Source organism: Streptomyces sp. NPDC004126 (assembly GCF_050275515.1).
Classification (GTDB): domain Bacteria; phylum Actinomycetota; class Actinomycetes; order Streptomycetales; family Streptomycetaceae; genus Streptomyces.
In genome coordinates this window covers 15,808-38,221 of sequence record NZ_JBNNPF010000034.1, presented here as the reverse complement: position 1 = coordinate 38,221, position 22,414 = coordinate 15,808, and the positions used below count along the sequence as shown (strand labels likewise).

Sequence of the window (22,414 nt, the reverse complement as noted above, 5' to 3'; positions counted from 1 at the left end):
CGCCTCGCGCTCTGGTGGCTGGACGGTCGGTTCACGGCCCGGGCTGGGGACCGGTGGGGGCGCTGCTCGGGGCGGCGGGCGGCGGGGCCGCGTCGTAGGTCACGGGCAGGCCGGCGGGGGCCGTTCCGGTGGGTGCGACCTGGAGGGTCTTGAGGGCGAACTCCATGACCGTCTTGTAGATCGGGCCGCAGATCTGGCCGCCGAAGTAGCTGCCCTTGGTGGGGTTCTGGATGGCGCAGTAGACGGTGATGCGGGGGTTGTCGGCGGGGGCGAAGCCGGCGAAGGAGGCGGTGTAGCCCTTGTAGCGGCCGGTGGCCGGATCCACCCGGTTGGAGGTGCCGGTCTTTCCGCCGACCCGGTAGCCGGGGATCTTCGCCTTGGTGCCGGTGCCCTCCTGGTCGTCGACCACGGATTCGAGCATCTCGGAGAGGGTCTTGGCGGTCTCGGCGCTGATCACCCTGGCCTGTTCGGGGGCCGGGGCCGGGGTGAAGCGGCCGTCGGGGCCCTTGGTTCCGCGGACCAGGGTCGGGGTGGTGCGGACGCCGCCGTTGGCGATGGTGGAGTACACGGAGGCGGCCTGCATGGCGTTGAGGGACAGGCCCTGGCCGAAGGGGATCGTGTACTGCTGGGAGGTGGACCAGGCCTCGGGCTTGGCGAGGATGCCGCGGGACTCGCCGGGGTAGTTCAGGCCGGTGGGGCGTCCGATGCCGAACTTGTCCAGGTAGGAGTAGAGGACCTTGTTGGCCTCGGACTGGGTGGCGCCGAGCTGGCCGGTGGCCAGGATGGTGCCGATGTTGGAGGACTTGGCGAGGACCCCGTTGAGGGTCAGGTACCAGGTCGGGTGGTCGATGTCGTCCTTGAAGAGCCGGTCGCCGCGGTGGAGCCGGTTGGGGACCTCGACGCGGGTGTCGGGGCGGGCCTTCTTCTCCTCCAGGACGGCGGCCATCGACATCACCTTGGCGGTGGAGCCGGGCTCGTACACGTCCTGGAGGGCGGCGTTGCCCATCGCGGTGGAGCGGGCCCGGGTGAGGTCGTTGGGGTCGAAGCCGGGGGCGTTGGCCATGGCCAGCACCTCGCCGGTGCGGGTGTCCTGGACGATGACGTAGCCGCGGTCGGCGCCGGACTTCTCGACCTGTTCGGCGATGGCGCTCTGCGCGGCCCACTGGATGTCGCGGTCGATGGTCAGTTCGATGTCGTCGCCGGGCACGGCGGGCTTCTCGCTGGACCCCGCGGTGGGGACGCGGCGACCGCCGGACTGGGCGTAGGTCAGTTCGCCGTCCTTGCCGGCGAGCTTCTTGTCGAGGGCGGACTCCAGGCCGCCGCCGCCCTTGCCGTCGGCGTTGACGTAACCCAGTATCCCGGCGGCGAGGTCGCCGTTCGGGTACACGCGCTTGCTGCTGACCTCGTTGAAGACGCCGGCGATGACGTTGGCGCCGGGACCGTTCTTCTTCTTGTCGGCGGCGGCCTTGTCGGCGAAGAGCTTCTTGAGGTCCTTGATCTGGTTCCAGACCTGGGGGGTCTGGCGGCGGGCCAGGATCACGTAGCGGCTGTTCTTGGTCTGGAGGCGCTTGGCGAGCTCCGCGGGGTCCGCCGCGAGGATCGGCGCGAGGAGGGCCGCTGCCTGCTGGGGGGCGTCGGGGGCCTTGCTCTCCTGCGGGGTGAACATCTTCGGGTCGGCGGTGATGTCGTACGCGTCGACGCTGGTGGCCAGGGCCACGCCCTTGCGGTCGGTGATCTCCCCGCGCTCGGCGGCCAGGGTGTGGCTGGCGAAGCGGTTCTCGCTGGCCTTGGCGGAGTACGCGGAGGCGTCGACGGCCTGCACCTGCAGGAGCCGGACGACGAAGGCGAGCATGACGAGGGTGAGGCCGACGCCGACGAGGCGCAGCCGGGGCTTGGGGTTCCCGAGCCGGATGGTGTGCGGTTGCCCTGGCCGGGCGTTGACCCGGGCCCGCGGCACCGCCGCCTTGGGGCTCACCGCCGCACTCCGCGACCCCTGGGGCCCCGCCCCAGCCCCCGCGCCTCAAACGCCGGCGGGGCTGGAATCGCGCGCCCACCCGGCCCGCGGCCCGGGGCGCACGCCCGGGCGGCCCCCGACCGACCAGCCACGCCTGGGGGCACCTCCCAGCGGTAGCTGGGGGAGTTTGAGGCGCAGGTCCGGGCGGCGCCCGACCGACCAGCCCCGCCGGCGCTTGAGGCGCGGGGGTCCGGGGGCGGAGCCCCCGGGGAACGGTGGAAGGGCGGGGCGGGGAGCTGCCCCGCAGGGCCGGCGGGGTGGTGCCCCGCGGGGGTCCGCGTCACGACGTCACCTGCCTGGGGTAGGGGTGGGTTGCGGGGTTCCGCTCGCGGCCGGCGCGGCGGCCGGGGCCGACGGGGTGGGCGACCCCGGAACGGGACTCGGCGGAACCGGCGGAGCCACCGGCGCGGGGGCCTCCGCCGCCGCCGGGGTGCCCGCGGTCTTGCCGTCCGGGCCGAGGAAGACGGGGCTGCCCCCGGGCACCAGGCCCAGCTCCCGCGCCCGCCGCTGGAGCGCGTCCGGCGCCGAGTACCCGTCCACGTCCCGCTGGAGCGCCTGCTGCTCGTCCGTCAGCGCGGTGGTCTCCTTCTTCAGCCGGCTCAGCTGGAAGGAGCCCTCGTTCAGCGCCGAGTTCAGCAGCAGCAGGCTGATCAGCCCGCCCGCGAGCAGCGCCACCACCAGCAGGACGAACGGCATCCGCGCCGCCCCGCCGCCGCCACCGCCCTGCGTCCTCGGCCGGGCGGCGCCGCCCGCGCGGGCCTTGGTCACAGCCGCGCCTCGCGGATGCGCTCGACACCCCGGAACCGGGCCGGGGCGGCCCGCCGGTTCTCGGCGATCTCCTCCTCGGTCGGCAGCTCCGCGCCGCGCGTCAGCAGCTTCAGCTTCGGCTGGTACTTCTCCGGGACGACCGGCAGCCCCGGCGGGGCCGTGGAGGTGGCGCCGGCGGCGAAGACCTGCTTCACGAGGCGGTCCTCCAGGGAGTGGTACGAGAGCACCGCGATCCGGCCGCCGACGGAGATCCGGTCGACCGCCGCCGGGATGGCCCGCTCCAGCCCGGAGAGCTCTCCGTTGACCTCGATGCGCAGGGCCTGGAAGGTCCGCTTGGCGGGGTTGCCGCCGGTGCGCTTGGCCGCCTGCGGCAGGGCGTCGCGGATCAGCTCCACGAGGCGCGCGCTGTTGGAGAAGGGCTCCTTCTCCCGTTCCCGCACGATCGCGGACACGATCCGCTTGGCCTGCTTCTCCTCGCCGTACTGGCGCAGGATCCGCACCAGCTCGCCGGGGGCGTAGGTGTTGAGGACCTCGGCGGCGCTGACGCCGGTCGTCTGGTCCATGCGCATGTCCAGCGGCGCGTCCTGGGCGTACGCGAACCCGCGGTCGGCCTCGTCGAGCTGCATGGAGGAGACGCCGAGGTCGAAGAGGATGCCCTGGACGGCCGGGAGCCCGAGGCCGTCGAGCACCTCGGCGAGGTCGGCGTAGATCGCGTGGACGAGGGTGGCCCGGTCGCCGAAGGGCGCGAGCCGCTCCCCGGAGAGCCGCAGGGCCTCCTTGTCGCGGTCGAGGCCGATCAGTCGCGCCTCGGGGAACCTGGTCAGCAGGGCCTCGCTGTGGCCGCCGAGGCCGAGGGTGCAGTCGACGACGACGGCCCCCGGCCTCTCCAGCGCCGGGGCCAACAGGTCCAGGCACCGCTGGAGCATCACCGGGACATGTCGGGACTCGCTAGTCAAAGCGCCCTCTCAGATAACGGCGCGGCAGGCATACGCCGCGCCGCGCACGCGGAGTGTTACCAGGGGGCCGGGCGGCCGGTGAGGGCCGGGCTCCGGCCGGTTCGCGTCACTTTAGTGCAACGGTCGCCGCGGTCAACGAACCGCCCCGCGTCCGGTGCGCCCTTCCCCGGGGCAAAGCCCAAAAGCCGCGAATCACCCGAACGGCGGCCCCCGCCTCACTCCTGTGGGTTAGCTCACAACAAGGCTCGTTGACCTTCTTTGTCCATCCTCACTCAATGCCTCTCCGAGCTGTGACCACTAACGTCTTCACCATGACGACTTCCGCATCCCTGCCCGCCAGCCCCGCGTCCCAGGCGCCCGGCGGCGACTCCGTCACCGACCGGCTGGTCGCCGCCAACCAGCGCTACGCCGCCCAGTTCGCCGACCCCGGCATGGACGCCCGCCCCGTCCTGCACGTGGCCGTCGTGGCCTGCATGGATGCCCGCCTCGACCTGCACAAGGCCCTGGGCCTGGAGCTCGGCGACTGCCACACCATCCGCAACGCCGGCGGCGTCGTCACCGACGACACCATCCGCTCGCTCACCATCAGCCAGCGGGCCCTCGGCACCCGCTCGGTCATACTCATCCACCACACCGGCTGCGGTCTCGAAAGCCTGACCGAGGACTTCCGGCACGAGCTGGAGGACGAGGTCGGCCAGCGCCCCGCCTGGGCCGTGGAAGCCTTCCGCGACGTCGACCAGGACGTCCGCCAGTCCATGCAGCGAGTCCGGACGAACCCGTTCCTGCTCCACAAGGACGATGTGCGAGGCTTCGTCTTCGACGTGCACACCGGTCTCCTGCGCGAGATCGATCCGGCCACCTGAGTGACAGACCCGGCGGACGCCGTCAAGAATGCGGGGAGACGTCACCCGGAACCCCTCCGGGGCGGTGTCCGTGTTTCGGGGTGGGCCGGTCATGCGCCAACAGCGTCGGCCCGGAGAAAGGGCCGAGGAGAACCAGGTGACCACGTACGACGACCGAGCGAGCCTCGCTGATCTGACCAGCACGGCCGACCGGGTCCGCCGATCGGTCGAAAGCGTGATCGAGGGCAAGCCCGAGGTCGTACGGCTCGCACTGACCGTCCTGCTCGCCGAAGGGCACCTCCTGATCGAGGACGTCCCCGGCGTCGGCAAGACGATGCTGGCCAAGACGCTCGCCAAGTCCATCGACTGCTCCGTCCAGCGCATCCAGTTCACGCCGGACCTGCTGCCCTCGGACATCACCGGCGTCAGCATCTACGACCAGCAGCGCCGCGAGTTCGAGTTCAAGCCCGGCGCGATCTTCGCGCAGATCGTCATCGGCGACGAGATCAACCGCGCCTCCCCCAAGACCCAGTCCGCGCTGCTGGAGTCGATGGAGGAGCGCCAGGTCACCATCGACGGCACCACCTACGCCCTGCCCAGCCCGTTCATGGTCGTCGCCACCCAGAACCCGGTCGAGATGGAGGGCACCTACCCCCTCCCCGAGGCCCAGCGCGACCGCTTCATGGCCCGCGTCTCCGTCGGCTACCCCAGCCCCGAGGCCGAGCTCCAGATGCTCGACGTGCACGGCGGACCCTCCCCGCTCGACGACCTCACCGCCGTCGCGCACGCCCACGACGTGGTCAAGCTGATCGAAGCCGTCCGCGAGGTGTACGTCGCCGCACCCGTACGCCGCTACGTGGTCGACCTGGTCTCGGCCACCCGCAGCCACCCGGAGCTGCGCCTGGGCGCCTCGCCCCGCGCCACCCTGCACCTGCTGCGCGCCGTCAAGGCCTCCGCCGCCCTGTCCGGCCGGGACTACGTCCTGCCCGACGACGTCCAGCAGCTGGCCGCACCCGTCCTCGCGCACCGGCTGCTGCCCACCGCGCAGGCGCAGCTGAACCGGCGCACCGCCGAGCAGGTCGTCCACGACATCCTCCAGCGCACCCCCGTCCCCGCCGCGCACCACCGCGGCGAGATGCCGCCCGGCGCGGCCGCCCGGAGCTTCTGATGGCCGCCGGTGCCCCCGGCGCCGGCGGGCAGGTCAGGGACCCCGGCGGGCTGCGCGCCTCGCTGGCCGGGCTGACCACCCGGGGCCGCTCGTTCCTGGCCGCCGGGGCCGCCGCCGCCGTCTGCGCGTACGTACTGGGCCAGGGCCAGCTGCTGCGGGTCGGGCTGCTGCTCGTCGTGCTCCCCCTGATCTGCGTCCTCGCCCTGCACCGCACCCGCCACCGGGTCACCGCGACCCGCCGCCTGACCCCGCCGCGGGTACCCGCCGGCGGGGAGGCCCGGGTGCAGCTGCGGCTGGAGAACGTCTCCCGGGTCCCCACCGGACTGCTGATGCTGCAGGACCGGGTGCCCTACGTGCTCGGCCCGCGGCCCCGCTTCGTGCTGGACCGGGTCGAGTCCGGCGGCCGCCGCGAGGTCTCGTACCGGGTCCGCTCCGACCTGCGCGGCCGCTACCCCCTCGGCCCCCTCCAGCTGCGCCTGACCGACCCCTTCGGACTGGTCGAGCTGACCCGCTCCTTCACCGCCTACGACACCCTCACCGTCGTCCCGCGCACCCAGCCCCTGCCCGCCGTCCGGATGACCGGCGAGGCCGGCGGCTACGGCGACGGCAGCCGCCGCTCGCTCGCGCTGGCCGGCGACGACGACGTGATCCCGCGCACCTACCGGCGCGGCGACGACCTGCGCCGGGTCCACTGGCGCTCCACCGCCCGCTACGGCGAGCTGATGGTGCGCCGCGAGGAGCAGCCCCAGCGCACCAAGGCCACCGTCCTGCTGGACACCCGCGGCACCGCGTACGAGGGCGCCGGCCCCGATTCCGCCTTCGAGTGGGCCGTGTCCGCCGCCGCCTCCACCCTGCTGCACGTCCTGGAGCAGGGGTTCTCGGTGCGGCTGCTGACCGACACCGGCGACTCGGTGCCCGGCGAGGGCGGCGGGTTCTCCTCCGGCGGGACGGAGTCCGCCGAGGCGGCCGGACTGATGATGGACACCCTCGCGGTCGTCGGCCACTCCGACGGCAGCGGGCTGGGCCGCGCCCACGACGCGGTCCGCAGCGGCGGAGCGGGCCTGGCCTCCTCCGGCGGCGACGGCCTGCTCATCGCCTTCTTCGGCGACCTCGACGAGGAGCAGACCGAGATGGCGGCCCGGATGCGGCAGCGCAGCGCGGCCGCGGTGGCGTTCGTACTGGACTCCGCGACCTGGACCGGAGCGCCCTCGCGGGCGGAGGAGCGGCTGCGCAGGCTGCGCGACGCGGGCTGGACGGCACTGGCCGTACCGCCCGGCGCCGCCTTCGCGGAACTGTGGCGGCAGGCCGGGAACGCTCCCCTCGGCCCGGAGACCTCCGGAGGCCGGGGATGAGCGGGCGCACACGGGTGACGCTCTTCGGAATGCTGGCGACGCTGCTGACCTCCTGGTCGCTGGCCCCGCTGGTGGAGTCCTCCGGCTGGCTGCTCCAGGCGGCCGCGCTGCTCGGCGTACAGGCCGCGGTCGGCGCGGGCGGGCGGCGGGTGCCGCTGGCCCGGTCGCTGACCGTCGCGGCGCAGCTGCTGGTGTCGCTGCTGCTGCTCGCGTTCCTCTTCGCGGGCAAGGCCGAGTCCACCGGGAGCGGGCCGCTGTCCTTCCTGGTCACCGACTTCGGGGCGCTGTTCCAGCAGGGCGTGCGGGACGTGGGCGAGTTCGCCATACCGGCCCCGCTGACCGACGGCATCCGGCTGCTGCTGCTCGCCGGGGTGCTGGCGATCGGGCTGCTGGTGGACGTGCTCGCGGTGACGCTGCGGACCGCCGCGGCGGCCGGGCTGCCGCTGCTGGCGCTGTACTCGGTGGCCGCCGGGCTCTCCACCGGCCAGGGCGGCTCCTGGTTCGCCTTCCTGCTGGCCGGCGCCGGCTACCTGATGCTGCTGCTGTCGGAGGGACGCGACCGGCTGGCCCAGTGGGGCCGGGTCTTCGGCGGCGCCCCCAGCGGCAGGGTGTCGGCGGCCTCCGGCTACGGCGGCGGGGGCGGCGGCCGGGCCGTGGCGCCCGTGCGCTTCGGGCGGCGGATCGGCGTGGTCGCGCTGGGCGTGGCCGTGGCCGTGCCGGCCGTACTGCCGTCGCTCGGCGGCGGGCTGCTGGGCGGCCAGGGCGACGAGACGGACGCCTCGGGCCGGGGCGGCGGCACCATCTCGGCGGTGAACCCGCTGGTGTCGCTGCAGAGCAGCCTGAACGCGCAGGACAACCGGGTGGTGCTGAAGTACCGCACGGACAGCCCCCAGCTCGGCGAGCAGTACCTGCGGATCCTGGCGCTGGACGAGTTCAACGGCGTCAAGTGGGAGGCCTCCGGGCGCCCGCTGACGGACGTGCCCGAGCGGCTGCCGAACCCGACGGGGCTCGGCGACCGGGTCCGCGAGGGCGCGACCGAGGTGCGGACCTCCGTCTCGGCGGCCGGGACGTACGCCCAGCGCTACCTGCCGATGCCGTACCCGGCCACGCAGATCGACATCGCCGGCAAGTGGCGGTACGAGCCCGCGGGCCGGACCCTGGTCGGCGACCAGCTGGGCAAGGACCGCTTCCAGAACGTGCAGGGCGCGCAGTACACCGTACGCAGCCTGCTGCTGCGGCCCACGGCCGCGCAGCTCCAGGCCGCCCCGGCGGCGAACCCGCTGGTGCGGGAGGAGTACACGAAGCTGCCGGACAACCTGCCGCCGGTGGTGGCGGAGACGGCGCGGAAGGTCACCCAGGGCGCGCAGGACGACTACACGCGGGCCGTCCGGCTCCAGGACTTCTTCGCGGTGAACGGCGGCTTCCGCTACGACACCAAGGTGTCGTCGGGGACGGGCTCGCAGGCCATCGCCCGCTTCCTGGCGGACAAGGAGGGCTTCTGCGTCCACTTCGCCTTCTCGATGGCGGCGATGTCCCGCTCCCTGGGCATCCCGGCGCGGGTCGCGGTCGGTTTCACCCCGGGCGAGAAGCAGGCCGACGGCAGTGTGAACGTCTCGATGCGCGACGCCCACGCGTGGCCCGAGCTGTACTTCGAGGGCGTGGGCTGGACCCGCTTCGAGCCGACGCCCCGATCGGGCATCTCGCTGCCGGACTACAGCCGCCCCGAGGCCCCGGCCCCGCAGCCGTCCACGCCGTCCGCACTGCCCTCGCAGTCCGCGTCGGCCCCGGCGCCCGTGCCCTCGCAGGCCGAGGCGTGCCCGCCCGAGCTGAAGAAGCTCGGCGAGTGCGGGGTGCCCGCCGCCCAGCAGAACACCGGCGGGGGCGCCGGCGGCTTCCCGCTGGGCGCGGTCCTCGGCTGGACCGGCGGCGTGCTGGTGGCCCTGGCGCTCCTGCTGCTGCCGCTGCTGTGGCGCCGCCGGGTCCGCGAGCGGCGGCTGGCCGCCCGGGACGTGCTGACCGCCTGGCGGGAGCTCGGCGACAGCGCCTGGGACGTGGGCATCCCGCCCGACGAGGCCCTGTCGCCGCGCCGGGCCGCGGGCCGGGTCGTGGTCCTGGGCAAGCTGGACGGTGAGCCCGCGCAGGCGGTGCACCGGGTCGCCGGCGCGGTGGAGCGGGCGCTCTACGCCCCGCCCGGCGCGGACGTCTCGTACCCGGAACTGGCCGCCGACGTCCGGCTGGCCGGTACGGCCCTGCTGGCCGCCGTGGGCCGCCGGGCCCGGCTGCGCGCACTGCTGTTCCCCCGCTCGGGGGCGCGCGTCACCGCCGCCGCATCGGCCCGGGCGTCGGCCGCCTCGGCCCGGATGGGCGCGGCCGCGGCCCGCGTCCGCGTACGCCTCCCGCTCCGCGGCCGCGGCTGACGCCCCTGCCGGGGTGCGGCCGGCGTCCCCGGGCGGGGCGCGGCGGAGCAAAGGAAAACGCCGGTGCGGCATGGGCTCGTTCCCCCCGAGCCCGCCGCACCGGCGTTCCGTTTCCCCGTGCAGGGACCCGGTCCGCTCCGCGGCCCCGTGTCCGCGGTGCGGGCCGAGCGGCCCTGTCCATGGCTTCCAGTCTGCTGTCTGCGCAGGTGGGAGCCCATCCGTACGCGTACTCATCTGTACGTCTAGGTACGGATACTCAGTTCTACGCCGCCGACCGGGGCCGGCGGCACCGCCGACCGGGGGGCTCAGCGGCTTCCGCTCACCCGTCCCCGCAGCAGCAGCGACAGCGCCGAGTGGACGTCGTCCAGGGACCGCTCGCGCTGGAAGGCCTGCCAGTCCAGCGCGGCCACCAGCACCATCCCGACCAGTGCGGCCGCCGTCAGCGGCACGTCGATCTCGGCGCTGAGCTCCCCGCGCTCCACGCCCTCCCGCAGCACCGACTCGACGACCGCCACCGCCTCGCCCCGCACCACCATCAGGGTGGACTGCCAGGCCCGGTTGGTGCGCCAGAGTTCGGCGACGTACAGCTGGGTGAAGGCCGGGTAGCGGTCGATGAAGACCAGGCCCGCGCGGATCATCCCGTCGAGGGCCTCGATCCGGCTGCCGCCGCGCGCCTCGGTCTCGTCCGCGGCGGCCCGCAGCGAGGCGGTCAGCAGACCGACCCCGTGCCGGAGCAGCTCCTCGAAGAGCTCGGTCTTGCTCGCGAAGTTGTAGTACACGGTGCCCTTGGCCACGCCCGCCCGCTCGGCGATCTCGTCGACCGTGGTCGCGGAGAAGCCCTGCTCGGCGATCAGGGTGACGGCCGCCTCGTACAGCTTCTGCCGCGTGGCCTGCCGCCGGGCGCCGCCGGCGGTGGTGCTGCTGCTTTCCATGGCGCTGATTCTCACAGGTCAACAGCCCCTTACAGGCTCAGTTCGGGGTGCAGCCGGTCCATCGTCCACACCTGCTTGCCGCGGGCGGCGAGCGCGGTGAGGGCCAGGGCCCCGGCCGTGAAGGCCGCCAGGACGGCGCAGCCCTGCCACACCGGGGTGAGGTCGCCGCCGGTGATCAGGCGGCGCAGGCTCTCGACGATGTACGACATCGGCAGGTAGGGGTGGATGCCGTTGAAGAAGTCCGGGCTGGTCTGGACGGGGTAGGTGCCGCCGGCCGAGGTCAGCTGGAGCATCAGGACGGCGAGGACCAGGATGCGGCCGGCCGCGCCGAACTTGGCGTTCAGCCACTGGATGATCGCCGCGAAACAGGCGGTGACCAGCACCAGGAACCCGATGGTCAGGGCCGGGTGGGCCATCTTCAGGCCGAGGCCCGGCGCCCAGTGCAGTACGGACATCAGCGCGCCCACCTGCGCGGCGCCGAGGCCGACCACGGGGAGCCAGCCCGCGAGGGCGATCCGCCAGGGCGAGGCGCCGGCGGCCAGGGCCCGCTTGTTCATGGGGGCGATCAGCATGTAGGCGACCATCGCGCCGACCCAGAGGGAGAGCGGGATGAAGTACGGGGCGAAGCCGGTGCCGTAGTTGGGCGCCTTGTGCAGGGCCTGGTTGGCGAGCTGCACCGGGTCGGCCATGACCTGGGTGCGGGCGTCGCGCTGCTGCTGGTCGTAGTCCGGGATCTTGCCGGCGCCGTCGTGCAGGCCGCCGGCCAGCTGTCCGCTGCCGTCGACGAGCTTGACCATGCCGCCGCCCAGCTGCTGCGCGCCGTCGCCGAGCTTGCCGACGCCCTCGCCCAGCTTGCCGGAGCCGCCCGCGGCGGTGCCGATGCCCTTGTGCAGCTCGACCATGCCGGCGGCGACCTTGTGGGCGCCGTCGTTGAGGGCGTTGGCCTGGGTGACGGCCGCGTCGAGGTCGCCGGCGAGGGCGGGGGCCTTGACGGCGAGTTCGCGGGCCTTGTTCTCCAGGTCGGTCAGCTGGCCCTTGAGCTTGGTGATGTCGCCGTTGGAGTTGCCGAGGACGGTGTTCACGTCGCCCGTCAGCAGGGCGGCCTGGGCCGCGTCGTCCTTGAGCTTCTTCTGGAAGTCGCAGAAGCCGGCGGGCAGCTGGGGGTCGGGCTTGGCGCAGTACCGGGTGTAGTTGGCGTCCGCGAGGCCCGAGACCTGCTTGGTGATCGCGGCGGCGGCCGGTGCCTTCTCGACGGCCTTGTCCAGGTGGCTGTTGACCACCTTGGCGGTGTCGGCGACCAGCTTGGCGGTGTCCGCCAGGTTCTTGGGGTCCTTGACGAAGGGGCGGGCCTTGTCGGTGATCCCGTTGACCTTGTCGGCGACCTTCTGGGTGCCGTCCGCGACCTGCCGGGAGCCGGTCTCCAGCTTGCCGGCGGCCTCGTTGAGCTTCTTCAGGCCGCCGGTGAGCTCCCCGGTCTTCTCCTTGGCCGTGTCGAGGCCGTCGGCGAGGTCCTTGGCGCCCTGCTGGGCCTTGCCCGCGCCGTCCTTCAGCTTGTCGGCGCCGTCGGCGGCCTCGGCGGTCTTGTCGTGCAGGTCGGAGAAGTTGACGAAGATCTTGTCGAGGAACTTGCGGGAGGCCTTGGTGGAGGCGGCCGAGCGGACCTCGGAGAAGACGGTGCGGGAGATCGAGCCGACGATGTAGTTGTTGGCGTCGTTCGTCCGGACCTGGAGGGCCCCGGTGGTGGGGTCGGCGCCGCCGCTGGAGGCGATCTTCTCGCTGAAGTCGGCGGGCATGGTCAGGGAGAGGAAGTACGTCCCGTCCTCCAGGCCCTTGGCCGCCTCCTCGGCGCTGACCTCGCGCCAGTCGAAGGTCTTGCGCTCGCGCAGGTTGCGGGTGATCTCGCCGCCGACGTCGAGGTGCTCGCCGCCCGCGTCGGCGCCCTTGTCGGCGTTGACGAGGGCGACGGGCACCTTGTCGAGGCGGCTGTAGGGGTCCCAGAACGACCAGAGGTACAGGGCCCCGTAGAGCAGGGGCAGCAGGAGCAGCGCGACGAGGGCGGCCCGGGGCAGCTTCCCCCGCCCGAACCGCTTCAGCTCAAGCGCGGCCAGTTTCGGCGAGCGCATCGTCCGCCCCCTTCGTGTCTTCGTCGTCTTCGTCTTCGTCGGTGCCGGTGGAGGCCGTGGCGGCGGGCTTGCCGAGGTCGACCGGCCGGTCCTTCGGGGTGGGCCCGGCGGTCTCGTCCGGCGCGTCGGGCCGGCCCGGCTGCGGGTCCGTGTCGGTGTCCGTGTCGGTGTCCGTGTCGCTGTCCGGGGCGGTGGCGGTGGCCTGGCCCCAGGTGATCTTCGGACCTCCGGTACGCGCCACGGCCGCCACGGCCGGGGCCTTCCCGCCGGGCCGGCCGCCCTGCGGCCGCGGCGCCGCCCCGGACTCCGCCCCCGTGCGGAGCACGGTCACGCCCTCCGGGGCCTCGCTGCACACCGCGAGGACGGTCGTCCCGCGGTCGGCTACCGAGCGGAGCAGGGCCCAGGCCTCGGCGCGTTCGGCGTCCGAGAGCTTGAGGTCGAGGTCGTCGAGGGCCAGCACCCGGGGGCCGCCCATCAGCGCGATGGCGATGGACAGCCGTACGGCCTCCAGGCGCTCCAGGTCGCGTACGGAGGTCCGCTCGCCCTTGGGCAGGGCGGCCAGGTCCAGTCCGACGGCGGCCAGGGCCTCGTCGATCCGGGTCCGGGCGGTGGCGCGGCGGTCGCCGCGCGGGCGCAGCAGGGTCCGCAGCGGGGCCTCGTAGCGCCGCTGGAGCATGGCGCCCTCGCGGAGCTGCTCGGCGACGGTGAGTGCCTGGTCGAGGTCGTTGACCCCGGGGACCGGGCCGAGGGCGGCGATCCGGCGGACCGCGGCCATCTTCTTCGGCAGCCGGTGGCGGCCGATCTCGGCGTGGCCCTCGGTGGCCTTCATCCGCCCGGTGAGGGCGAGGAGCAGGCAGGTCCGGCCGCTGCCGGAGGGGCCTTCGAGGGCGATCAGCGATCCGGGGGCCGCGTCGATCCCCACGTCGCGGAACACCCAGCCGCGCGGGCCCTTGAGTCCGAAGCCCTCGGCCTTGACGGCGGCGCCGTGCGGGCTGTCCACGCCCCTCCCCCTCCTTTTGAACTGACCAGTCAGTTCAAAAACTAGCAGGTCCGGAAGCGGAGTACCGAACTTCGGGGAAACACGCAGGTCAGCGCGATTGTCAGTGGCGGCCGTCACGATGGACCCACGAACGAAGACACCGGCACCACGCCGAGCACCACGCAACGACAGGAGGTTCGTCATGGCCACACCGTCCCCGTCCCCTGTCCACCCCGTCCCGCGCAGGGCGTCCGCACCGCCGGCCGCCCTCGACCTGCTCGCCAAGGCCCGCAGCGGCCTGGCAGAGGCAGCCCTGCTGCCCCGGCCCAACGAGCGGTACGCCACGGCCCACCTCGCGGCGCTGCGCACGGCCGCGGCCGTGCTCGCCGCGCGCGGGCGGCCCGAACCGGTGAACCCCCGGCGGCGGCCCCGGATCCGCAGCGCGTGGGAGGTCCTGCCGGAGATAGCGCCGGAGCTGACCGAGTGGAGCGCGCTGTTCGCCTCGGGTGCGGCCCGCCGGGCCCGGGCCGAGGCGGGGATACCGGACGCGGCGAGCGGCCGGGACGCGGACGACCTCGTACGGGAGGTGGGCATGTTCCTGCGGCTGGTGGAGCGGATGCTCGCCCTGCAGCCCGTGGCGCAGCCCCTGCCGCAACCGCGCCCGGAGCGTCCGGACGCCGGATGAGCTGGCAGGTCGGCTGAGGCAATAGGGTGGGGCAAGCACCGCCCCACCCCGTTTCGCGCCGAGGAGCCATCAGCCGTGTCGGACACTTCCCGCCCCCGCGCCTCCCTCCGCACCGCCGTGGTGTGGGAGGTCCTCAAGGAGGCCCTCGACCGCCGGGTGAAGGCGACCGGGCGGGAGACGCTGGAGGTGCTGGACACCGGCGGCGGCACCGGCAAGTTCGCCGTGCCGGTGGCCCGGCTGGGCCACCGCGTGACCGTGGTCGACCCCAGCCCGAACGCGCTGTTCGGGCTGGAGCGCCGGGTCGCCGAGGCCGGCGTCGCCGACCTGGTGCGCGGCGTCCAGGGCGACGCGCAGGGCCTGCTGGACGTCGTCGAGCGGAACGCGTACGACGTGGTGCTCTGCCACGGCGTGCTGGAGTACGTGGACGACCCGGCCGAGGGCGTGGCCAACGCCGTCGCCGCCCTGCGCCCCGGCGGCATCCTCAGCCTGCTCGGCGCCGGCGTCGGCGGGGCCGTGCTGGCGCGGGCGCTCGCCGGGCACTTCACCGAGGCCCGCACCGCCCTCACCGACCCGGCCGGGCGCTGGGGCTCCGGCGACCCGGTGCCGCGCCGCTTCACCGCCGAGCAGCTGAGCGCGCTGGTCGGGGACGCCGGCCTGGAGGTCGGCGCGGTCCACGGCGTACGCGTCTTCGCCGACCTGGTCCCCGGGGTCCTCGTCGACACCGAGCCCGGCGCGGTGGACGCGCTGCTGCGTCTGGAGGAGGCCGCCGCCGAGCTGCCCGCCTTCCACGCGGTGGCCACGCAGCTGCACGTCCTCGGCGAGAAGCCCGCCTGATCTGCGGGCTTGCTCGGGCGGGCTTCCGGCGGATCCCCTCCCTTCCGGCGCGCCGACCCGTATGATCGGGTGCACCGGTCGGCATGGCGGACTGCTCATTGGGGAATAAGCGCCTCAATGACCGCCTTGGCGCCGGTACGTTCGAAGCACCCGTTCGTTCGGCACCGCGTCCGGCTCGCTGGATCTGCCTGGCACGGTGGTTTGCAGAATGTGGCGTAGAGGGCGGGTATCACGGGGGCGATTCCCCGCCTATCCTGAAGGGGACCCCTGGTCGCTACCCCCCGCGACCGACGGATGAGGAGGACTCCCGTGCCGCTCTCGGAGCACGAGCAGCGAATGCTCGAGCAGATGGAGCGAGCGCTGTACGCCGAAGACCCCAAGTTCGCGACAGCGCTTGAGGGCAGTGGACTGCGCACGTACACCCGGCGACGGGTCTACCAGGCAGTCGTAGGCATTGTGGTGGGTATCGCGCTCCTCATGACTGGTGTGATCTGGCAGGAAGTGCTCTGGATCAGCGTGGTGGGATTCCTCGTCATGCTGGCCTGTACGGTCCTGGTGGTCACCGGTTGGCGCAAGGCACCCAAGCCCGGCGAGCAGCCCGTCTCCGGAAGTGCCGGCGGTTCGGCCCGTGGCCGCAGCCGGCAGCGTCGGTCGATGATGACCCGTATCGAGGAACGGTGGCAGCGCCGCCGTGACGAACAGGGGCAGTAGCCCCGCACACACTCCGTCGGTGAGGGGACGGCCGCGCGATCGCGGCCGTCCCCTCACCGTTTCCGCCCGCCCCGGCGCCCGCGCTGCGGCATGCTGATCAGATGAGTGTCCTCCCCCTGGTCTTCACCAGCGGCTGGGCCAGCGGGATCAACGCCTACGCCGTGGTCCTGCTGCTCGGCGTCTTCGGCGCGACCGGCCTGTCCGACGAGGTCCCCGCCTCGCTCCAGCGCACCGACGTCCTGATCGCCGCCGCCGTGCTGTTCCTCTGCGAGGCCGTGGCGGACAAGATCCCGTACGTGGACTCCCTGTGGGACACCGTCCACACCGTGATCCGGCCCGTCGCCGGAGCGGTGATCGGAGCCCTCCTGGCCGGGCAGAGCGGCTCGCTCTCCGACCTCGCCGCCGGGGCGGTCGGCGGTTCCACCGCGCTGGCCAGCCATTTCGTCAAGGCCGGTACCCGGATGGCGGTCAACACCTCCCCCGAGCCGTTCAGCAACATCGTGCTGAGCACCGCCGAGGACCTCGGCGTGGCCGGCATCGTCACCTTCGCCATGTTCAACCCGCAGGCGGCCGCGGTCATCGCCGCCGTACTGCTGCTGACCGGCCTGGCCCTGATCGTCTTCCTCTGGAGCCGGATCCGGCGCTTCCGCCGGCGGCGCGCCCAGCGCCGCGAGGAGAAACACCTCGCCGCCGCCCGGACGGCCGGCGGGGCACCGCCCGGCTGAGCGGAAGGAATCGCTCGATAGGCTCAGCGCCATGGCAAGAATTGCGGTGATCGGCGCCGGCATGGGCGCGATGGCGACGGCGGCCCGGCTGGCCGTGGCGGGCCACCAGGTGACGGTGTACGAGCGCGGGTCTACGTACGGGGGTGCCGTCGGCCGGTACGAGCGCGACGGCTTCGCCTTCGACACCGGACCCGGGCTGCTGCACCTGCCCGCCGTCTACCGCGACCTGTTCGTGAAGACCGGCAAGCGGCCGCTGGAGGACTGCGTCGGCATGGTCCAGCTGGACCCCGCGGTCCGGCACGTCCTGGACGGCGCCGCCGTCACCCTCCCCGGCGCCTCCCGGGGCGGGGTGGCCACCGCCCTCGACGAGGCCTTCGGCGCGGGCGCCGGCGAACGCTGGAACGCCCTGCTGGGCCGGGCCCGCGACACCTGGGACGCCACCCGCCGCCCCCTGCTGGAGGAGCCCCTGCGCGCCGACTGGCAGGTGCTGGGCCGCGACCCGTACCCGGCGCTGCGCGGCAGCGGCCTGCTGCGCCGCCGTCCGCCCACGCTGGCCGAGGTCGCCCGGCGCGAGCTCGGCGGCGGCCTCGGCGAGCTGCTGGCCGGCCGGGTCCTGGCGTACGGGCTGGACCCCGACGCGGTGCCCGCCGCCGCGGCCGCGCTGCCGTACATGGAGCAGACCTTCGGCAGCTGGTACGTCCGCGGCGGCATGCGGGAGCTGGCCACCGCCGTGTACGAGCGCTGCCGGGAACGGAAGGTGGAGTTCGCCTTCGGCGCCGACGTCCGCTCGGTGCTGACCCGCGACGGCAGGGCGGCCGGGGTGCGGCTGGCCGACGGCACCGAGGCCGCCGCCGACCACGTCGTCTGCGGCATCGACCCGAGGCAGCTGCCGGGCGGCTCCGTGCCCCGGCCGCGCGGCGGCGTACCGGCCCAGGGCGGCGAGGCGCCCGGGCGGCTGACCCTGCTGCTGGCCCTGAGCGGCGCCCGCCCGGCGGACGCCGTCCACCGCACGCTGGTGCACTCCCCCGGCACCGCCGGCGTCCGGCTGGTCACGGTGCTGCGCCCGGACGACCCCGCCACCCGGCCCGACGCGGACCACGAGGCGGTCACCGTGAGCGCCGTGTGCGGCCCCGCGGGCGGTGCGCCGGTCCCGGACCCGGAGAAGCTGCTGGACCTCGCCGCACGGGCCGTCCCCGGGCTGCGCGAGCGGCTGCTGTGGCAGGAGGTGCGCACCCCGGAGGACGTGGAGGCGGCCACGGGCGCGCGCGGCGGCTCGGTGCCGGCGCCCGCGCTGCCCGGTGACGGCGGCCGGATGCTGTACCCGGCGAACACGACGGCACTGCCCGGGCTGTACCTCGCGGGCGGCTGGGCGCATCCCGGCGGCGGGCTCGCGCACGCCGGGATGACGGGGGCCCTGGTGGCCGGGCTGATCGTGGAGGGGGCGGAGTTCCGGGGCTCGCAGTGAGCCCCGGCCCGCCGGGCCCCCGTCAGTGGCGGTACTGGCCGCCGTACTCCCCGTTGCCGCCGCCGTTGCCCGGGTAGGGGTACGGGTACTCCTGCGGCTGCTGCGGGTCCTGCTCCGGGTAGGGCTGCTGCGGGGCGGCGTCCGTGGCGCGCTGCTGCGGGACCCAGACACCGCCGGGCGGGGTGTCCATGGAGTACTGCTGCTGGGCCGGGTCGGCGTAGGGCGGGTAGGCCGCGCCGTCGTAGGGCGGGGCCGGGGAGACCTCGCCGCCGGTGCCGATGTACGGGTCCGAGTAGGCGGCGTAGACCTGCTGCTCGCCCCCGGGGTAGTAGCCGCCCTGGCCCTGCTGCTGGTCGTAGTAGGCCGCGTACTGGTGGGCGTCCTGCTCGGCCGTGGTGAACGGCGAGGCGAAGGGGGTGTCGGCGCCGGGCTGCTGCGGCTGCTGCTGCGGCTGCTGGGGGACGAAGCTCTGTATCCCGTACGAGCCGGTCTCCTCGGGCACCGGCTGCGGGGTGAACACCGCGTCCCGGGACCCGGTGTCCCCTCCGGGGCCCCCGTCCTGGTCGGCGTACTCCAGCCCGGTGACCTCCAGCGCGGGCTCCGGGGCCGGTGCGCCCCCGGAGCGGCGGCGTCTGCTCTGCGCCTTGCCCTGCCCCTGCGCCTCGCCCGGTGCGGGCCGCCCGCCGCGGCGCAGTGCCCAGCCGGCCACGAAGCCCTTGCGGAAGGACAGCGTGACCAGGGTCTGGCCGACGGCGAACGCGGTCGCACCCACGGCGATCACGAGCACCGACGGCAATATCACCCCGGCCACCACCCCGACGAAGCCGGTGAAGGCGAGCAGGCGCCAGCGCAGCCGGGCCTTGTACTGCATCAGGACCTCGGCAAGCAGCCACAACGCGACGATGCCGAACGCGATGTAGAGGACCGTCATTCCCATGCAAGGCCCCTCTCGGTACGGCCGCCGCGCGGGAAGGGGAGACGGCCGGTCAGGCCCGCTGGTGCAGGCCCAGGTTCTCGTAGATTTCGAGGGTCGCCGTGGAATTGTTCAGCGTGATGAAGTGCAGTCCCGGAACACCCTCGGACAGCAGCCTCGCGCAGAACTCCGTGGCGAACTCGATGCCAATGGAGCGTACAGCGGCCGGATCGTCCTTGACGGCGAGCATGCGCTCTTTGACCGCGTCGGGGAAGACCGCGGTGCTCAGTTGCGGCAGCCGGTCGAGCTGCTTGATGCCCACAACAGGCATGACCTCGGGGATGATCGGGGTGTCGCAGCCCGCCTTGGCGACGCTGTCGCGCAGCCTCAGATAATTCTCGGGATCGAAGAACATCTGGGTGATGGCGTAGTCCGCGCCGGCGCGGCACTTGTCCACGAAGTGCCGGATGTCCGTGTCCCAGTCCTCCGAGCGCGGGTGCATCTCGGGGAAGGCGGCGACGCCGACGCAGAAGTCTCCGGACTCCTTGAGCAGGCGTACGAGGTCGGCCGCGTAGTCGACGCCCTCGGGGTGCTTGACCCAGGGGCCCATGGGGTCGCCCGGCGGGTCGCCGCGCAGCGCGAGCATGTTGCGGATCCCGGCGTCGGCGAACTGGCCGATGACGTGGCGCAGCTCGGCGACGGAGTGGTCCACCGCGGTCAGGTGCGCGACGGGCGTCAGGGTGGTGTCGGAGGCGATCTGCTGGGTGGCGCGGACGGTGCCGCCCCGGGTGGAGCCGCCGGCACCGTACGTGACGGAGACGAAGCTCGGGGAGACCGCCTCGATCCGGCGGAGGGCGTTCCAGAGGTTGCGCTCGCCCCTCTCGGTCTTGGGAGCCCAGAACTCGAAGGAGTACGAGGCTCCGGACGCGAGGAGGTCGCGGACCGTGTGTGCACGGTCCGACCAGGTGGAAGCGGTACCAAGGGCCATACCGGCAGGTTAGACGCGCCCCGGCGGACACCGAAGCGCTGTCCACAAGATGGACAGATTTTTGGACACCCCGCGCGGTCGGCCCCGTCAGCCGAGGCGGGCGCGGACCCGCTTGGCGAGCTCGGCGGCGGCCGCACCGGGGTCGGAGGCCTCGGTGATGGCACGGACGACCACGACGCGGGTGGCGCCGGCGTCCAGGACCTCGTCCAGATTGCCCCCGTCGATGCCGCCGATGGCGAACCAGGGGCGGTCCTGGGCGAGGGAGGCCGTGTACCGGACCAGGTCGAGGCCGGGGGCGTGGCGGCCGGGCTTGGTGGGGGTGGGCCAGCAGGGGCCGGTGCAGAAGTAGTCCACTCCGGGCTCGGCGACGGCGGCGTCGACCTCGGACTCGGCGTGGCAGGAGCGGCCGATCAGGACCCGGTCGCCGAGGATGGCGCGGGCGGCGGGGACGGGGATGTCGCCCTGGCCGAGGTGCAGGACGTCGGAGCCGATGGCGTGCGCGACGTCGGCGCGGTCGTTGACGGCGAGGAGCCTGCCGTGGCGGCGGGCGGCCTCGGCGAAGACCTGGAGGTGTTCGAGCTCCTCGCCCGCCTCCATGCCCTTGTCGCGGAGCTGGACGATGTCGACTCCGCCGGCCAGGACGGCGTCCAGGAACTCGGGGAGGTCCCCCTGCCGCTTGCGTGCGTCCGTGCACAGGTAGAGCCGGGCGTCGGACAGCTGCTGCATGGGAGTACCCCTCTGGTGGTGATGGTGCGGTGTGCGGGCGGGCCGAGGTTACCCGGCCCGCCCGCGTCCGTGGATCAGCCGCTCAGAGGGCGAGCGCCTGGGCGCGGCGCTTCACCTCCGTACCGCGGTTCTCCCGCAGTGCCTGCACGGGGGTGCCGGGCAGGGAGGGGTCCTCGGTGAAGAGCCACTCCAGCATCTCCTCGTCGGAGAAGCGGTCGTCTCGCAGTACGGTCAGCAGTCCGACGAGGCCCTTGACGACCTTGTCGCCGTCGATGAACTGCGCCGGCACCTGCAGGGCGCGGTTCTCTCCCCGCCGTACGGCGATCAGCTGCCCTTCCTTGACCATCTGGCGGACCCGGGTCACCTCGATGTCGAGCATCTCCGCGATGTCGGGGAGGTACAGCCAGGAGGGGACAAGGGCGTCGATCTTTGCGTCAATCTCGGTCACGGGCACAAGCCTGCCACCTCGGACGGGCCGCCGGTACCCGGCCCCGTCCGTCCGGGGCCGGACCCGGGGCCGGACGGGGGCCGGGCGGACGCCGGACGGACGCCGGACGGGGCCGACGGGCGTCAGGCCAGGGCCGACTTCAGCGGAACGGCCGGATCCGCCACCTTGGCGGGGTCCACGGGCGCACCGGTCTCGATCAGCTTGCGGCCCTGCGCCAGGTCCCGGGGTCGGCCCACGGCCAGTACGGCGGCCAGCGCGCCCCCGCGCAGCCAGCACACCGACCAGGTGGCGCCGGCCGGGTCGCCGCGCCACAGCAGGGTGTCGGCCCCGCCGTGGTGGCCCGCGTACTGGACGAAGCGGCCGAACTGCTCGGACCAGAAGTACGGCACGGGGTCGTAGGCCTGGACCGGCTCCCCGGCCAGGACGTTCGCCGCGACGGCCCGGGGGCCCTGGAGGGCGTTGTCCCAGTGGTGGACCAGCAGCCGCGTCCCGTAGCGGGCCGACGGGAAGGAGGAGCAGTCGCCGACCGCGTACACGCCGGGGAGCGAGGTGCGCAGGTACGCGTCCGCGGTGACGGATCCGTCGGCGCCGAGCTCGATCCCGCTCCCGGCGAGCCAGTCGGTGGCGGGCCGGGCGCCGATGCCGACGACGACGGCCCCGGCGGGCAGCTCGCGGCCGTCCGCCAGCAGGACCCGGCCCGCCTCGATCCCGGCAACCCTCGCGCCGGTGAGCAGGGTGGCGCCGGCCTCGGCGTACCAGCGGGCCATCGGCGCGGCGACCTCGGCGGGGAGGGCCCCCGCCAGCACCCGGTCCGCCGCCTCGACCACCGTGACGGCACAGCCGGCCTCGCGGGCCGCGGTGGCGAACTCGGCGCCGATCCAGCCGGCCCCCACGACGACCGCCTCGGGGGCGGCGGCCAGCACCGGGCGCAGCCGGGCGGCGTCGTCGAGGGTGCGCAGCAGGTGGACGCCGGGGACCCCCTCGGTGCCGGGCAGGGTCAGCGGCACGGCTCCGGTGGCCAGCACGAGGACCTCGTACGGGACCGGGCCGGCCTCGGTGTCGACCTCGCGGGCGCCGGCCCGGAGCCCGGTGACCTCGACGCCGAGGCGCAGGTCGATGCGCAGGCCCTCGAAGTCCACCTCGAACGCGGAGTCCTCGGCCTTGCCGAGGAGCACCGCCTTGGAGAGCGGGGGCCGGTCGTAGGGCTGGTGGGGTTCGGCGCCCAGCAGGGTCACGGGGCCGTCGTAGCCCTGTTCCCGCAGGGCCACGGCGGTCTGCACGCCGGCCATGCCGGCGCCCACGATCACGACGCCGGGGTTCGTCTGTTCCGTCTGCTGTTCCGTCTGCTCGCTCACCCGGCCCACCCTA

20 protein-coding genes are annotated in these 22,414 nt (G+C 74.0%); 9 read left to right on the top strand and 11 right to left on the bottom strand.

Annotation, left to right across the window (positions count from 1 at the left end; all coding sequences use genetic code 11):
- Positions 1-31: 31 nt before the first annotated feature.
- From ACQKM2_RS27675 to rsmH, 3 genes are all read right to left on the bottom strand, one after another.
- A complete protein-coding gene (locus ACQKM2_RS27675) occupies positions 32-1,975 on the bottom strand; it encodes a peptidoglycan D,D-transpeptidase FtsI family protein (RefSeq protein WP_427714488.1) in 1,944 nt (647 codons plus the stop codon).
- Between the two features lie 327 nt (positions 1,976-2,302).
- Positions 2,303-2,782 (bottom strand): hypothetical protein, encoded by a 480-nt coding sequence (locus ACQKM2_RS27670; RefSeq protein WP_427714487.1) that lies wholly within the window; start codon positions 2,780-2,782, stop codon positions 2,303-2,305.
- Positions 2,779-3,708, bottom strand: coding sequence for a 16S rRNA (cytosine(1402)-N(4))-methyltransferase RsmH (rsmH, locus tag ACQKM2_RS27665; protein WP_427714485.1), 930 nt, complete (start codon positions 3,706-3,708; stop codon positions 2,779-2,781). The genes ACQKM2_RS27670 and rsmH overlap by 4 nt, the downstream gene beginning before the upstream one ends.
- Positions 3,709-4,049: 341 nt before the next feature.
- Between rsmH and ACQKM2_RS27660 the strand changes: the two genes are divergently transcribed.
- The 4 genes from ACQKM2_RS27660 to ACQKM2_RS27645 all read left to right on the top strand — a co-directional run bounded on the left by ACQKM2_RS27660 (position 4,050) and on the right by ACQKM2_RS27645 (position 9,517).
- Positions 4,050-4,601 carry a beta-class carbonic anhydrase gene (locus ACQKM2_RS27660; protein WP_427714484.1) on the top strand — a complete coding sequence of 184 codons (552 nt, stop codon included), beginning with the start codon at positions 4,050-4,052 and terminating at the stop codon, positions 4,599-4,601.
- Positions 4,602-4,737: 136 nt separating this feature from the next.
- Positions 4,738-5,748 carry an AAA family ATPase gene (locus ACQKM2_RS27655; RefSeq protein WP_427714482.1) on the top strand — a complete coding sequence of 337 codons (1,011 nt, stop codon included), beginning with the start codon at positions 4,738-4,740 and terminating at the stop codon, positions 5,746-5,748.
- Positions 5,748-7,100, top strand: coding sequence for a DUF58 domain-containing protein (locus ACQKM2_RS27650; protein WP_427714480.1), 1,353 nt, complete (start codon positions 5,748-5,750; stop codon positions 7,098-7,100). The genes ACQKM2_RS27655 and ACQKM2_RS27650 overlap by 1 nt, the downstream gene beginning before the upstream one ends.
- Positions 7,097-9,517, top strand: a complete 2,421-nt coding sequence (locus tag ACQKM2_RS27645) for a transglutaminaseTgpA domain-containing protein (protein WP_427714478.1) — start codon at positions 7,097-7,099, stop codon at positions 9,515-9,517. The genes ACQKM2_RS27650 and ACQKM2_RS27645 overlap by 4 nt, the downstream gene beginning before the upstream one ends.
- A gap of 305 nt (positions 9,518-9,822) precedes the next feature.
- On the opposite strand, the gene ACQKM2_RS27640 is transcribed toward ACQKM2_RS27645, so the two are convergent.
- Genes ACQKM2_RS27640 through ACQKM2_RS27630 form a run of 3 tightly spaced genes read right to left on the bottom strand, consistent with a single transcriptional unit; the run spans position 9,823 to position 13,572 of the window.
- Positions 9,823-10,449 carry a TetR/AcrR family transcriptional regulator gene (locus ACQKM2_RS27640; protein ID WP_042800801.1) on the bottom strand — a complete coding sequence of 209 codons (627 nt, stop codon included), beginning with the start codon at positions 10,447-10,449 and terminating at the stop codon, positions 9,823-9,825.
- A 29-nt stretch (positions 10,450-10,478) separates the two neighbouring features.
- Entirely contained in the window at positions 10,479-12,572 is a 2,094-nt protein-coding gene (locus ACQKM2_RS27635) for a YhgE/Pip family protein (protein ID WP_427714476.1), read from the bottom strand.
- Complete coding sequence (locus tag ACQKM2_RS27630) at positions 12,544-13,572, bottom strand: ATP-binding cassette domain-containing protein (protein WP_427714475.1); 1,029 nt, start codon at positions 13,570-13,572, stop codon at positions 12,544-12,546. Before ACQKM2_RS27630 ends, ACQKM2_RS27635 begins: the two co-directional genes overlap by 29 nt.
- 181 nt (positions 13,573-13,753) lie before the next feature.
- Between ACQKM2_RS27630 and ACQKM2_RS27625 the strand changes: the two genes are divergently transcribed.
- The 5 genes from ACQKM2_RS27625 to ACQKM2_RS27605 all read left to right on the top strand — a co-directional run bounded on the left by ACQKM2_RS27625 (position 13,754) and on the right by ACQKM2_RS27605 (position 17,971).
- On the top strand, positions 13,754-14,236 hold the full coding sequence (locus tag ACQKM2_RS27625; protein ID WP_427714473.1) for an SAV_6107 family HEPN domain-containing protein: 483 nt from the start codon (positions 13,754-13,756) through the stop codon (positions 14,234-14,236).
- Positions 14,237-14,311: 75 nt separating this feature from the next.
- Positions 14,312-15,070: a methyltransferase domain-containing protein gene (locus tag ACQKM2_RS27620; protein ID WP_427714471.1), complete on the top strand. Its 759-nt coding sequence runs from the start codon at positions 14,312-14,314 to the stop codon at positions 15,068-15,070.
- Positions 15,071-15,379: 309 nt separating this feature from the next.
- Positions 15,380-15,781 carry a DUF3040 domain-containing protein gene (locus tag ACQKM2_RS27615; RefSeq protein ID WP_125816834.1) on the top strand — a complete coding sequence of 134 codons (402 nt, stop codon included), beginning with the start codon at positions 15,380-15,382 and terminating at the stop codon, positions 15,779-15,781.
- Positions 15,782-15,882: 101 nt separating this feature from the next.
- Positions 15,883-16,506 (top strand): DUF4126 domain-containing protein, encoded by a 624-nt coding sequence (locus ACQKM2_RS27610; protein WP_427714469.1) that lies wholly within the window; start codon positions 15,883-15,885, stop codon positions 16,504-16,506.
- Positions 16,507-16,537: 31 nt separating this feature from the next.
- Positions 16,538-17,971 (top strand): phytoene desaturase family protein, encoded by a 1,434-nt coding sequence (locus ACQKM2_RS27605; RefSeq protein ID WP_427714467.1) that lies wholly within the window; start codon positions 16,538-16,540, stop codon positions 17,969-17,971.
- A gap of 22 nt (positions 17,972-17,993) precedes the next feature.
- Here the strand turns inward: ACQKM2_RS27605 and ACQKM2_RS27600 are convergent, their stop codons facing one another.
- The 5 genes from ACQKM2_RS27600 to ACQKM2_RS27580 form a co-directional block, all read right to left on the bottom strand.
- On the bottom strand, positions 17,994-18,908 hold the full coding sequence (locus tag ACQKM2_RS27600) for a hypothetical protein (RefSeq protein WP_427714466.1): 915 nt from the start codon (positions 18,906-18,908) through the stop codon (positions 17,994-17,996).
- A 49-nt stretch (positions 18,909-18,957) separates the two neighbouring features.
- Positions 18,958-19,872, bottom strand: coding sequence for a methylenetetrahydrofolate reductase [NAD(P)H] (gene metF / locus ACQKM2_RS27595; RefSeq protein WP_427714464.1), 915 nt, complete (start codon positions 19,870-19,872; stop codon positions 18,958-18,960).
- A gap of 87 nt (positions 19,873-19,959) precedes the next feature.
- Entirely contained in the window at positions 19,960-20,598 is a 639-nt protein-coding gene (gene thiE, locus ACQKM2_RS27590) for a thiamine phosphate synthase (RefSeq protein WP_427714463.1), read from the bottom strand.
- An 82-nt stretch (positions 20,599-20,680) separates the two neighbouring features.
- Complete coding sequence (locus ACQKM2_RS27585; RefSeq protein ID WP_042803199.1) at positions 20,681-21,046, bottom strand: Rv2175c family DNA-binding protein; 366 nt, start codon at positions 21,044-21,046, stop codon at positions 20,681-20,683.
- A 122-nt stretch (positions 21,047-21,168) separates the two neighbouring features.
- A complete protein-coding gene (locus ACQKM2_RS27580) occupies positions 21,169-22,401 on the bottom strand; it encodes an NAD(P)/FAD-dependent oxidoreductase (protein ID WP_427714461.1) in 1,233 nt (410 codons plus the stop codon).
- Between the last annotated feature and the right edge of the window lie 13 nt (positions 22,402-22,414).